Origin of the sequence: Gordonia aichiensis NBRC 108223 (assembly GCF_000332975.1) — a bacterium.
GTDB lineage: Bacteria > Actinomycetota > Actinomycetes > Mycobacteriales > Mycobacteriaceae > Gordonia > Gordonia aichiensis.
The window spans coordinates 57,665-70,573 of the sequence record NZ_BANR01000006.1; the positions used below are offsets into that span (position 1 = coordinate 57,665).

The 12,909-nt window shown below is 67.2% G+C and carries 12 protein-coding genes; 4 read left to right on the forward strand and 8 right to left on the reverse strand.

The window, feature by feature from the left end:
* Positions 1-48: 48 nt before the first annotated feature.
* From GOACH_RS09360 to sigE, 3 genes are all read right to left on the reverse strand, one after another.
* A complete protein-coding gene (locus GOACH_RS09360) occupies positions 49-1,620 on the reverse strand; it encodes a S1C family serine protease (RefSeq protein ID WP_005173909.1) in 1,572 nt (523 codons plus the stop codon).
* 7 nt (positions 1,621-1,627) lie between these two features.
* Positions 1,628-2,242: a hypothetical protein gene (locus GOACH_RS24605; protein ID WP_083859045.1), complete on the reverse strand. Its 615-nt coding sequence runs from the start codon at positions 2,240-2,242 to the stop codon at positions 1,628-1,630.
* A 309-nt stretch (positions 2,243-2,551) separates the two neighbouring features.
* A complete protein-coding gene (sigE, locus tag GOACH_RS09370; protein WP_005173911.1) occupies positions 2,552-3,223 on the reverse strand; it encodes an RNA polymerase sigma factor SigE in 672 nt (223 codons plus the stop codon).
* 384 nt (positions 3,224-3,607) lie between these two features.
* Between sigE and GOACH_RS09375 the strand changes: the two genes are divergently transcribed.
* On the forward strand, positions 3,608-4,258 hold the full coding sequence (locus tag GOACH_RS09375) for an O-methyltransferase (RefSeq protein WP_005173912.1): 651 nt from the start codon (positions 3,608-3,610) through the stop codon (positions 4,256-4,258).
* 6 nt (positions 4,259-4,264) lie between these two features.
* On the opposite strand, the gene manB is transcribed toward GOACH_RS09375, so the two are convergent.
* The 3 genes from manB to rfbD are packed head-to-tail and all read right to left on the reverse strand — an operon-like array spanning position 4,265 to position 7,297.
* Positions 4,265-5,398, reverse strand: coding sequence for a mannose-1-phosphate guanylyltransferase (gene manB, locus GOACH_RS09380; protein ID WP_005173913.1), 1,134 nt, complete (start codon positions 5,396-5,398; stop codon positions 4,265-4,267).
* Positions 5,395-6,333 carry a glycosyltransferase family 2 protein gene (locus tag GOACH_RS09385; RefSeq protein ID WP_005173914.1) on the reverse strand — a complete coding sequence of 313 codons (939 nt, stop codon included), beginning with the start codon at positions 6,331-6,333 and terminating at the stop codon, positions 5,395-5,397. The genes manB and GOACH_RS09385 overlap by 4 nt, the downstream gene beginning before the upstream one ends.
* Positions 6,317-7,297, reverse strand: a complete 981-nt coding sequence (gene rfbD / locus GOACH_RS09390) for a dTDP-4-dehydrorhamnose reductase (RefSeq protein ID WP_005173915.1) — start codon at positions 7,295-7,297, stop codon at positions 6,317-6,319. Before rfbD ends, GOACH_RS09385 begins: the two co-directional genes overlap by 17 nt.
* A gap of 281 nt (positions 7,298-7,578) precedes the next feature.
* Between rfbD and GOACH_RS09395 the strand changes: the two genes are divergently transcribed.
* The 3 genes from GOACH_RS09395 to GOACH_RS09405 all read left to right on the forward strand — a co-directional run bounded on the left by GOACH_RS09395 (position 7,579) and on the right by GOACH_RS09405 (position 10,844).
* The gene (locus tag GOACH_RS09395; protein ID WP_083859041.1) at positions 7,579-9,609 is read left to right on the forward strand and encodes an LCP family protein; all 2,031 of its coding nucleotides are present in this window, start codon (positions 7,579-7,581) and stop codon (positions 9,607-9,609) included.
* A gap of 33 nt (positions 9,610-9,642) precedes the next feature.
* A complete protein-coding gene (locus GOACH_RS09400; RefSeq protein ID WP_005173922.1) occupies positions 9,643-10,353 on the forward strand; it encodes a TIGR03089 family protein in 711 nt (236 codons plus the stop codon).
* Positions 10,354-10,427: 74 nt separating this feature from the next.
* Positions 10,428-10,844: a PNPOx family protein gene (locus GOACH_RS09405; protein ID WP_040518265.1), complete on the forward strand. Its 417-nt coding sequence runs from the start codon at positions 10,428-10,430 to the stop codon at positions 10,842-10,844.
* A gap of 39 nt (positions 10,845-10,883) precedes the next feature.
* On the opposite strand, the gene purE is transcribed toward GOACH_RS09405, so the two are convergent.
* Positions 10,884-11,393 carry a 5-(carboxyamino)imidazole ribonucleotide mutase gene (gene purE, locus GOACH_RS09410; RefSeq protein ID WP_040518267.1) on the reverse strand — a complete coding sequence of 170 codons (510 nt, stop codon included), beginning with the start codon at positions 11,391-11,393 and terminating at the stop codon, positions 10,884-10,886.
* 230 nt (positions 11,394-11,623) lie between these two features.
* Positions 11,624-12,904, reverse strand: a complete 1,281-nt coding sequence (locus GOACH_RS09415) for a 5-(carboxyamino)imidazole ribonucleotide synthase (protein ID WP_083859042.1) — start codon at positions 12,902-12,904, stop codon at positions 11,624-11,626.
* Between the last annotated feature and the right edge of the window lie 5 nt (positions 12,905-12,909).

The following is a 12,909-nucleotide window of genomic DNA, read 5'->3' on the forward strand; positions in this document are numbered from 1 at the left end:
ACTTCCCTACTCTGGAGCCGACCGCGCGACGAGACGACAGTGATGCCGTCAGTCGCTGGCGGTGGTGATCGAACCGTTGAACGTCCGACCATCGCGCCAATACGTGAAGGGCACCCGTTCACCGATCTTCGTCGTACGCACCGCGACCGTCAATTCGTCGGCACTCTCGATGGTTCGGCCGTTGAACGACGTGATGACATCGTTCTCCCTGACTCCTGCTTGCGCCGCAGGTCCGTCGGCCACGACGTTGCGGACACCCGCCCCGAGAACCCGGTCGTTACGCACCGAACTCGCGCTGACACCGATCTGCGGATGGTTGACCTTGCCGTCCCGGATGAGCGACTGGGCGATCGGAATCGCCTGATTGATGGGGATCGCGAAGCCGAGGCCGATCGAGCCTCCCGCTCCGGAAGCGATGGCTGTGTTGATCCCGACCACCGCCGCCGACTCGTCGACGAGCGGACCGCCCGAGTTGCCCGGGTTGATCGCGGCATCGGTCTGGATCGCGTCGATCACCGCGTCGGTGTCGGATTCTGCATCGGGAGGCAGCGGCACCGCACGATGTGTGGCGCTGACGATGCCGCTGGTCACGGTGCGGTCGAGTCCCAATGGCGACCCGAACGCCACGACTTCTTCGCCGATCTGCAAATCCTCGGAGTTGCCGATCTTGGCAACCGTCAGGTTCGCCACGTTGTCGACCTTGAGCACCGCCAGATCGGTGTGGATGTCTCGCCCCACGATTCGCGCCGGAACACGGTTGCGGTCGGAGAAGACCACTTCGAGCTTGGCACTACGGTCGTTGGCGGCCATCGAGATCACGTGATTGTTGGTCAGGATGTAGCCGGCGGGGTCGATCACGAAACCCGAGCCTGTCCCGTACGCACTCGCGGTACGCACATCGACGGACACGACAGACTTCTCGACAGCCTTCGCAACGCGCGCGACAGCCGACTTCGGTTCTCCCCCACCATCTCCGCCGTCACCGGTGGAGAGCTTGACCGTACTGCTGTTCAACGGCGAGGCGACTTCTGCGGTCCATCGGCCTATCAAGCCGCCAACCAGTCCGATGAGCAGCGCCAGCACAGCCAGAGTCGCCAGCGCGTACCACGTCACGCGCTTGCCGAAGAGTAAATCCTTGACGCCCATTTTCGGGCCGGGGACCGTCGGGGGCACCGTGGACGCATCGACCAGTGCGGGGGCATCGAGTGAGGCGATGCTCTCCGGGTCGCGCCAGGGATCGGCGGGTGTCGGCTCCTCGACGCTGACGCCGTAGGCGGCCAGCGGGTCGCGCTGCAGAGTCTCGTCGGAACCCTCCGGCCTGCCGAATGCCTCGGCGAGCACCGGATCGGGAGGCGCGATCTGCGGGGCGGGCCGTGACGACGACGGTGTGGACGCGAAGGACCCGCTTACGCCAGCCGGACGGCCGAAGACCTGTGCGGTCGCAGGTGACACCGGAGCATGCCGCTGCCGGGCGGATTCCGAGGCGCCGGCGTCGGGCGGTGTCAGGCCTCCCGTTGCAGAAGCGTTCTCGCGGCTGAAAGGTGAATCGGCCGGCTGCGGACGGCGTTGGCCGTCGTCCGGTCCGCCGGCAGCGGTCTCGTCGATGTCGTCTGCTCCCACGCGTTCGTTATCCGGTGCTCAGCCAGCGCCCACGCCAGCGATTGCGGCGTCCACGACCGGGTTCGCCGCGGACCGCATCGATCGGCGCAGTGGCAGGGTGCGGCGGCTCGTGTACATGGTCGGTATGTGCGTTTACCGGCGGCAGGCCCGAAGCGGCCAGAGGGCCGGGCGTCGCGAAAGGCCCGTGGAACCGTCCCCCGGGGAACGGGCCGGGGCGGCGAGTGTGGTCGCGGCGATCTCGCGCGGCGGTCATGTCGATCTCTCTGGTGGGGATCTGGCTCAACTGCCCGAGTAGATCGGCGGGCATCGCCACCGTGCCGGAATCGCGCAACCTGGTCCGGGCGTCGAGCTGTGCGTCGACGGCGTCCATACATTCATGGCACAGCGCGAGGTGATGCGTTGCCCGCACATGCGCGGTCATGCCGAGCTCACCGTCGACAAAAGCTGCGACGGCTTCGGGCGCGAGATGCTCGGTGGATGCGAATCGACGCGGACGAGGGCGTCGGAATCCGGGGTTGGGTGCGAAGGACGACGTCGCAGGCGACCACGTCGCCGGGTTCCACGGCGAGCGCCTACGGCCGCGTAGATCCGGGGAGGCGGCGAGGTCGCGGGACCCGGCCACACCGTCTTGACACGCCCCGGTGTCGACGTGGGAGGCGGGGGCGACGTGCGGCGCGTTGTCGGCGGGAACGCCATCGGCGGGCGTGCCTTTGTCGACGTGTGCTCGATTGTCGGCGTCCGCGTCGGAATCTCGTCGATCCCGTCGGCCGTCCATCATGTGTGGTTCACCCCTCTTCACAGGTCGGTCTTCGCGAGCGGGACCACTCGGTCCCGCCAGGCGAAGGGCTGCGCGTGCCCGTGCCGGCACCACAGCCTATCCGAATCCCAAACGGCACGATCGTGCCCGGGGTTCCCGAAACGGGTGAAAACGTCAGTTTCCGACGGCGACCGAGCGTCGATTCTCGTGGCCACGCGCCGCGAGGTGATCGCGGATCGTCTGCCTGCCGCGGTGGATACGACTACGCACAGTGCCTAGCTTGACGCCGAGTGTCGCGGCGATCTCCTCATAGGAGAGTCCCTCGATGTCACACAAGACGACAGCGGCACGGAAATCCGGCGTCAATGAGTCGAGTGCTGCCTGGAGGTCGGGGTCGAGGTTGGCGTCGGCGTAGATCTGTTGGGGATCGGGTGTGTCGCCGGGAACCCGGTCGTACTCCTCGGGCAGGGCTTCCATGCGGATCTTGTTGCGCCGTCGGACCATATCGAGGAAGAGATTGGTGGTGATGCGGTGCAGCCACCCCTCGAAGGTGCCCGGCCGGTAATTCGACAGCGAACGGAACACCCTGATGAAGGTCTCCTGCGTCAGATCCTCGGCGTCGTGCTGGTTACCCGAGAGGCGATACGCCAGCCGGTACACGCGGTCAGCGTGCTCACGGACCAGTTCGTCCCACGTCGGCATCAAGAACTCGTCGCCGGTCGCATCAAAACCCGCGGTGCCCGAGGGGATGACGTCGATCGTCTCGACCCCCGTTCCGGACTCTGCCGTGATGGATGCTGTGTTGATCGGTGATGCGACGGCGGTGGACGCCTGGGGATCAGTCATCGCGGGTGGCCGGTTCCCTTCTGTTGCTGTCGAGGCGGTGGAGGACCGATTCGACACGAATTCACTATAATGAACACCTGCAAGTCGGCGGCTATTCCGGCCACCGCGCCCGTGCTGTTGTCTTACCCTCTCCCATCGCCGTGAGGTCGCAGTGTGAGGCGGCTGAGGTTTCACTGAGTAAGTCTTCGCTGAGTACGTCGGCACATGTTCACTGAGTACGTCGGAGCCCTCGACGATCCGGATGTGTCGAGTTCCCGGTGCGTCTTCCCGGTCGCCTTTCCGGTGGGTCTTCCTGGGGCGTCTTCCCGGTGCACCGACCGCCCCGAACCCGCGAATCGGGCGTGCCACTGACATCGCGGGCAGCGCGCGGCCTAATCTCATGGAATGACCGATGCACGCACCGGTGCCGATGCCGCGGCCCTGATCGATTACGCCGAATCAGCGATCGTCGAAGACGATGCGTTGACCGCCGCACGAGCCCGCGCAGACGAGTTGGGGACCGAACCTGTCAGCCCAGCGGTGGGCGCGCTGCTGGCGTTGCTCGCCCGCTCATGCGACGCGCACGCCGTCGCCGAGATCGGGACCGGCACCGGGGTCAGCGGACTCTGGCTTCTCAACGGGATGTCGGCCGACGGGGTGCTCACGACCATCGACCCCGAACCGGAACACCATCGGGCCGCACGGGCGTCGTTCACCGGCGCCGACATCCCGCCCGGCAGAACACGACTGATCAACGGGACTCCGCGGGAGGTGCTGCCCCGGCTGTCCGATGGCTCCTACGATCTCGTCTTCATCGATGGCCCGCTGATCGATCTCCCGACCTTTGTCGACGAGGCGGTGCGGATGCTGCGACCGGGCGGTGTGGTCGTCATCCACAACGCGACCGCCTCCGGCGCGGTCGGCGATCCGGCGCGTACCGATCCGGTCACCACCGCTGCCCGCACCGCAGCCTTGCGAATCGCCGACGACGATCAGCTTCTCCCCGTGGTGGTACCGCTCGGCGGTGGCGTCCTCGCAGCGGCCAAGGCCCGCTGAACGCTCTCAGACGTCGGTCGAGAAGCGCACGCCGCCGTCGGGCAGTTGGACTCCCGGCCACACACGCGCGCCGCGGAGCAACTCGCACCGCGCACCGACATCGGCGCCGTCACCGATGACGGTGTCCCGGATGAGCGCACGAGGACCGATCCGCGCACCTTTTCCGACGATGCTGCGTTCGACCACTGCCCCCGCTTCGACAACGGAACCGTCGAACAACACCGCGCCGTCGAGTCGTGCGCGCGGACCCACCTCGCAGCCGCGTCCGACGACGGTTCCGCCGATGAGGACTGCACCGGGAGCGATTCCCGCGCCCTCGTGAACGAGCGACTCTCCGTGGCGGTCGCCGAGAGCAGGCGATGGCGCGATACCGCGCACGAGGTCGGCCGAGCCGCGCACGAAGTCCTCGGGAGTACCCATGTCACGCCAATACGTGTGGTCGACGTAGCCCTGGACGTGCTGTCCGTCGGCGAGCAATTTCGGGAAGACCTCCCGCTCTACCGAGATCTCGCGACCGGCCGGGATCTGCTCGATGATCTCGCGACGAAAGACGTAGGTGCCCGCGTTGATCTGGTCGGTCGGCGGGTCCTGGGTCTTCTCCAGGAATGCGGTGACCCTGCCGTCGTCGTCGGTGGGGACAGAACCGAATGCGCGAGGATCGCCGACACGCACCAGATGCAGGGTGACGTCTGCGTCGGTGCGCTGGTGCGTCGCGACGACCTGGCCGATGTCGGTTCCGCTGAGCACGTCGCCGTTGAACACCACGACGTCGTCGGCGGTGAGCAGATCGAGCACATTGCGGATGCCGCCTCCGGTGCCGAGCGGCTCGTCCTCGGTGACGTAACGCAAGCGCAGATCGAGCTTCGATCCGTCGCCGTAGTACTCGGAGAACACGCTTGCCTTGAACGAGGTACTCAGCACGACATCGGTGATCCCGGCCGCGCGGATACGCGACAGGAGATGGGTCAGGAAGGGCAGCCCGGCGACCGGAAGCATCGGCTTGGGCGCGGACAAGGTGAGCGGGCGCAGCCGGGTGCCCTTACCGCCGACGAGGATCACCGCCTGCGTCTTCGACATGTCGACATCGGCACTCGGCGCGGGAGCCGAGGTGGCCGTGCTTGGCACGCTGAATCCGGTCACTGGTCGTGTCCTCTCACATGGTTCGAATCATCATCGCTCACCTCACGGGCCGCTGCGCGGACGGCGAGGCGAGAGCGCACGGCAAGGCCGAGTCGGAGCGCGAGCCGCAACGGAGCACGCCAGAATCCCGGGTTCCGATCCGCCTGGAACAGGTACGCACTGCGGTGGTGTGCGGGCAGCATCGCGCCGGGATCGCGTCCGGCGCTGTGGCCCTTGGTGTGTGTGACCTCGGCACCCGGCACGTAGAGGTTCAGCCATCCCGCCTTGCCGAGGCGGTCACCGAGGTCGACGTCCTCCATGTACATGAAGTAGCGCTCGTCGAATCCGCCGATCGCCTCGAATGCCTCGCGGCGCACCAGCAGACACGACCCCGACAGCCAGCCGACGGGCCGTTCACTGGGCTCGACGTCGTCGGCGCGGTAGGCCGCTGTCCAGGGATTCGATTTCCAGATGGTCCCGAGCAGCGCGTGGCCGGTTCCCGACACCAGGCTGGGGACGCGGCGCGCGGAAGGGTAGACCGAACCGTCCGGTTCATGGATCAACGGACCGAGCGATCCCGCCCGCGGCCACCGCGCCGCAGCCGCGATGAGTTCGTCGATTGCGCCGGGCGACCACTCGACGTCCGGATTGGCGATCACGATCCACTCGACGTCGGGGCCGAGTTCTGCCACCGCCCTGTTGATGCCCCCGCCATAGCCGATGTTGCCGCCGGTGTGCACCAGCGTCACATTCTCGTGCTCGCGTTCGGCTGCCTCGGGGGCGCCATCGCCGGAGCCGTTGTCGGCGATGATGACGCGGGGTACAGCAGAGGTCGCGTGGTCGAGACTCTTCAGGAAGGTCTCCACGTGGCCGCCGGACCAATAGGTCACCGTCACGACACCGAGGGCAGAAGTCACCCGGTCAGGGTAACGAACGCCCTCAGTCGACGACGACATCGGTGATCGCCGCATGGAGCGCCGCACGCCACTCGCGCAGCGGGGTCAGTCCCGCCCCACGCCACGAGCTCCCATCGAGGACCGAATAGGCAGGTCGTGGGGCCGGTCGCGGAAACTCATCGGTCGACACGGGGGCGACCCGCGACGGGTCTGCCCCGACCTCGACGAATACCGCCTGCGCGACATCGAACCAGGTGGCGACGCCCGCGTTGGTGGCATGCAGCACGAGTCCCGTCACGTCGGCGTCGCCGACCCGTCCCGCGAGTTCCCACAGGCCATCGGCCAGGTCACGTGCGTACGTCGGCGAGCCTGTCTGGTCGTCGACGACGGTGATGGCGTCGCGCGTCGCCTCGAGTCGACGCATCGTGCCGACAAAGTCGCGACTCGCCGGACCGCCGGTGTACACCCAGGCGGTCCGAACGATCGTGGCGGTCCGATCGGCTGTCCGAGCCGCACGCTCGCCCTCGAGTTTGGTTGCGCCGTACACGGTCTCGGGCACGTTGCCGTTTTCGATCAGCACTGCTTCGTACGGCGTGCTTCGCAGGGTGGAGGACCCGTCTTCGCGCCGACTCCCGGCAGCGACGCCGCCGAAGACATAGTCGGTGGAGATGTGGATCAACCACGCGCCCGTGCGGGCGGTCTGCGTCGCCAGGTTCGACGGTCCGTGTGCGTTGACCGCCAGCGCGCGATCGCGATCGGACTCCGCGGCGTCGACGTCGGTGTACGCCGCACAGTTCAGCACGACGTCTCCTGCTGCCAGATCGGCCAGCGCCTCCGCGACCGACGAAGGGTCGCAGATATCGATATCGAGGGACGTCAGCGCGCGCACACGCGTAGGTCGGTGGGCGGACTCCAGCAGCGCGGTCCCCAGCTGGCCGCCCGCCCCGACGATCCACACCGTGTTCTGCGGCGCCGCGATACGGCGCTCAGACGGACCTGCGCCGTCGTCGTCGACCCTGTGCATGGCCTCATCGTGCCGTACGCCTGCCGGGTCCGCCCGTATGACCCGGCCGTCGCAGGCCGGAGGTGTCGGTCATCACGTCACACGCTCGGCTGCGGCGAGGTCCGTCGGCGTTGCAACCCCGATATCGGGCGCCACTTCAGTAGCCTGACGTCAGCACCACAACTTCAGTAACGTCAACCTCTTGAATAACGGCTTTCACATGCGCCCCGCGGGGAACGGGACGCGACCCCCGACGGGGCACGGACTGCCGGATTCGACGATCGCAAAGGACCTGACCACTCGTGGAGTCACGACCCGAAGGCGCGCGCCGGCGACCCAGCGGACCCCGACGCCGAACCTCGGATGCGCATGACGAGCACCGGGCGGCCCGTCCCCGACGCCCTGCCCAGAACGGCGAACACCGCACGCCTGCACCGAAACGGCCCCGCCCCGGCGCTGCGACACCCGACGCACCACGCCGAAACAGCGCAGATGCGCAGCGGCGAGACAGCGCAGACGCGCAACGGCGACGCGACGGCGCGGAGCCACCACGCCGTGATGGCGCTGATTCGCCGCGCCGACATGGTGCTGGGCAACCCCGACGCAACGATGCAGAAGCACCTCGCCGAGGACGTCCCGACGGGCAACGCCCGCGTACCCCGCAACCACCACGGCGGGTCCCGCCGAATGCAGGGTCGAGGCCCGGCCCGCAGACACCCGATGACAACGACGCACCCACACCACCGGCCGGGCCGCGCCGCGGTCGCCAGCGACGCTCGGGCGAGATCCACACCACGAAGTCGTCCGCCCGGAAGAATGCCGGGCGATCCGGACCCGACGACAGGAACCCGGACCAGAATCCACCGCCACCTGAGCGGGGTGCACTGGCCACCGTCGGCGGATTCGGCCGCAAGGCGTGGGGACGCGGACTGATCGCACTGGTGTCGATCGCCGTACTGGTGTGCACCGGCTATGCGTGGAGCAGCGTCAACGGGTTGACGTCGAAGATCACCCAACTCGGCGGGCTCGACCTCGGCGGAGGCGACGACGGCGCCACCGACATTCTCCTGGTGGGCACCGATTCACGAACGGACGCCAAGGGAAACCCGCTGTCCCCAGAAGAACTCAAGTGGCTGCGGGCAGGCGACGACATCTCCACCAACACCGACACCATTCTGCTCATCCGCATCCCCAACGACGGATCGTCGGCAACCGCGATCTCGATCCCGCGCGATTCCTATGTCTCCGTACCCGGGATCGGGATGTCGAAGATCAACGCGGCCTACGGCACCACCCGAGAGGGTGCGCGCAAGCGGGCGGTCGAAGCCGGCGAGACCGAACAAGACGCCGAGCGCGAGGGCACACTCGCCGGCCGCAAAGCGCTGATCGACACGGTTGCCGACCTCACCGGTGTCAAGGTCGACCACTACGCCGAGGTCGGTCTACTCGGGTTCGCCCTGCTGACCAAGGCGGTCGGCGGCGTCGAGGTGTGCCTCAAAGATGCAGTGAACGAGCCGTTCTCAGGCGCACGATTCCATGCAGGTCGCCAAACCCTCAACGGCCCACAGGCATTGAGCTTCGTCCGCCAGCGCCACGAACTCCCCCGTGGTGATCTCGACCGCATCACGCGCCAGCAGGTCTACATGGCCTCACTGACGCAGAAGATCCTGTCGGCACACACCCTGACCGATCCGGGGAAGCTGAACGAGCTCGAAGACGCCGTCTCCCGTTCGGTGGTGATCGACAACGACTGGAACGTCGTGCAATTCGCCGAACAACTCAAGGATCTCAGCGGCGGACGGGTCAAGTTCGCGACGATTCCCGTTCTCGACGAGCAGGGATGGAGCGAGGACGGACAGCAGAGCGTCGTGACCGTCGATCCCAATGCCGTGCACACCTTCACCAGCAACCTGCTCGACAACGACGCGTCGAAGTCACAGTCACGCCGTGGCGACTACACCGTCGACGTCGACAACGCGGGAACCATCGACGGACTGGCAGCCAATGTCTCGAACATCCTGACCAACAAGGGTTTCCAGGCAGGAAAAACAAGTAGCACCCCCGCGGACATCAAGGATTCGGTGATCTACGCCCACAGCGCCGACAACCCCGGCGCCCAGTTGCTTGCAAAGGATCTGCGGGCGGTGCGCGTCGAGGCACAGCCCGATCTCGACGAGCATCACCTGAAGTTGGTGCTCACGAACACCTTTGCCGGTCCCGGATCGATCAACGACACAGGTGCCCAGACCGATAGCAAGCCCGCAAGTCAGCGGGTGGGCAACAATGCCCCGCCGATCACGGCAGGCACCGACGGACCGGTGTGCGTGAACTGATGGAGTGTGTAACCCGATGAACCGTGTGAACCGATGACCGATGACACGCTGACCGCCGCGCTGTTCGCTCATATCGACGACTGGGCCAGCCCCCTACTCACCTACTACGACGACCACAGCGGCGAACGCACCGAGCTGTCGGGGGCGACACTGGGCAACTGGGCGGCCAAGACGGCCAACTATCTCGTCGTCGAACTCGGTCTGGTGCCCGGCGACGACGTCGCGGTCGACCTGCCCGAGCACTGGCAGACGGCTGCGATCCTGTTGGGGGCGTGGTGGACCGGTGCCCATGTGCATGTCACACCAGGGTCCGACGACCCTCGGGTCGTGTTCACCAGCGCAGCAGCAATCGACAACCACTCCGACGCTGACGAACTCGTCGTGGCCTCGCTCGATCCGTTTGCGCTCGGCGTCGCCGATCTTCCGCCAGGGGTCACCGACTACGCCTCGGCGGTCCGGGTGCACGGCGATCAGTATTCACCGTCCCGGTATTCGGGCCCCGCACTCGACGGGGCCACCGCGGCGCAGCTGCTCGACGCCGCGTCGACGGAGGCAGCCTCCGACGGTGTTCGACCGCACAACCGAGTGCTCTCAACGCGTGAATGGCGCACGGGCACCGGAATTCTCTCGAATCTGGTCGCACCGATGAGCGTCGGGGCGAGTCTTGTGTGGGTGTCCCCGACACCCGATACGGACCTCGCATCGCGCGCGGCGTCCGAACGCGCCGACGTGGTACTCGAGTGAGAGATCTGTCCGCAGTGTGACGCCACGCGCCGAACGGGTTCACCGGCGGTGTCACATGCGGCAGAGTGGATCACATGCAACTACCCGAGTGGCTCGCCCGCGCCAACAAGAAGATCACCAATCCGATACAACGTCGCTGGGCCCCGTACCTGCCGCCGTGGGCGATGGTCCACCACGTCGGCCGCTCGAGCGGTCGGATCTACTCGACCCCGGTACTCGCGTGGGTCAGCGGAACACCTGACGATCAGAAGATCTTCATCATCCTGGCCTACGGACGCGACACCGACTGGGTGCGTAACACGCTCACCGCAGGGTCGGCGGGGATCACCCGAAAGGGCAAGCAGTACAAGCTGGTCCGACCCACGATCATTCCGGCCGACTCGCCGGATCTTCCCCTTGTCGCCGGTCTCGCCGGACGTGGATTCGAATGGGCACTGCAGGGCAGCCTGGTTGCTCCCGACGACGCTGACTCGACGTCAACCCCGCGATAGCCGGGACGCTCCTCCGAGGACCAAGCCGCTCGACGACGGTCAGTCGCCGCCGAGCAAGCGCTGACGCAGCGCAGCATCCTTGTCGAGCACGAGTTGTTCGAGACTGCGCTGGAAGGCCTCCATGCGAGCTCGCAGTACCGGGTCGGACGAACCGAGGATACGCACGGCGAGCAGCCCCGCATTGCGCGCGCCGCCGATCGACACGGTGGCCACCGGCACACCGGCGGGCATCTGCACGATCGACAGCAGTGAGTCCATGCCGTCGAGATAACGCAGCGGCACCGGCACGCCGATGACCGGTAGCGGCGTTGCCGCAGCGACCATCCCCGGCAGGTGTGCCGCACCACCCGCACCTGCGATGATGACCTCGATGCCCTCTGCCGCAGCCGACTTCGCGTAGTCGAGCATGCGCTGCGGGGTGCGGTGGGCCGACACGACCCCCACCTCGAACGGCACGTCGAACTCCGCAAGTGCTTCGGCCGCGGCCTCCATCGTCGGCCAGTCCGAGTCGCTACCCATGATCAGGCCGACGCGCGCCCGGTGACGCAGCGGTGTGGTCGATGCAGCGTCGACCGCCTCGCTCGTCTGCTCCGCGTAGCCCGCCTCCGCATGGCCCGTCGGCTCAGAACCGGCAGGGGTCCCCGCCGCGTCTGCCACCGTCGCGGATTCGGCCGCAGCCGACTCCTGCTCGGGCACGCGTGTCTCCTGCTCGGGCACGCGTGTCTCCTGCTCGGCCGGGTCTGTCTTGTGGTCCACCGGGGCGCCTGTCGTCTCGTCGTTCATGAATGCGGGTCCCACCCATCTGTCCACTCGGCGTGTGACATCCAGTGCGCCGCACGTTCGGCGCGTTCGCGGACCGTGGCGACGTCGTCGCCCGGCTTCCCCACGATGTTGACATGTCCGATCTTGCGGTCCGGACGCTCACCCTTTCCATACAGGTGGATGCGCGCATCGGGCATACGCGCCATCAGGTGATGCGTGCGCTCATCCATCGACATCTCGGGAGCGTCCTGCGCGCCGAGAATGTTGGCCATCACCGTCACCTCGGCACGCGGAGCCGTGTCTCCGAGCGGGTAGTCGAGGACGGCGCGCAGGTGCTGCTCGAACTGTGACGTCACCGCCCCGTCCATGGTCCAGTGACCGCTGTTGTGCGGTCGCATGGCAAGTTCGTTGACGAGCAGGTCGCCATCGGTTGTCTCGAAGAGCTCCATCGCCATCACGCCGACGACGCCGAGCTCGGATGCCAACCGCAGCGCCATCTCCTGTGCGCGCTCAGCGACGTCGTCGCTCAGTTCTGGCGCAGGCGCGACGACCACCGCGCACTGTCCCCTGCGCTGCACCGTCTCCACGACGGGCCAGGCGCCACCCTGACCGAACGGCGAACGCGCGATCATCGCCGACAGCTCGCGGCGCATCGCCACCTTTGCCTCTGCAATCAGGTCGGTCCCGGCGGCGAACTGCTCGTCAAAGACCGCGAGCGCCTCGCGCGCGCCGTCGACGATCCAGACCCCACGACCGTCGTATCCCCCGCGCACCGCCTTGAGTACGATCTGCCATTCGTGTCGTTCGCCGAACTCGACGAGTCGCCCGCGGGCAAGGCCGAGGTCGCCCGAGAGGTCCGCGAAGTCGGGAATCGGGAGGCCGAGTTCACGCAGTTTCACCCGCATTGCGCGTTTGTCCTGGGCGTAGAGCAGTGCCGCCGACGGCGGACGCACCGCAACACCTTCGGACTCCAGCATCCGCAGGTGCTCGAGTGGCACCCCCTCGTGGTCGAACGTGAGGGCCACAGCACCGCTGGCGGCGCGGCGCAGATCGTCGAGGTCGTCGTGGGAGCCGAGCACGACGTCAGCGCTGACCTGGGCGGCGGGATCAGCGACGCTCGCGGCGAGCACACGCAGACATTCGCCGAGCGCGATCGACGCCTGATGGGTCATTCGGGCGAGCTGACCGCCCCCGATCATCGTCACGGTGGGCAGTACGTCGCGGTCGGGGATCACGCGCGCGGCCGCATCTGGCGGCGCCGCGGAGTTCGCGCCGGAATCTGGATCTCGGGCAGTCACGCGTT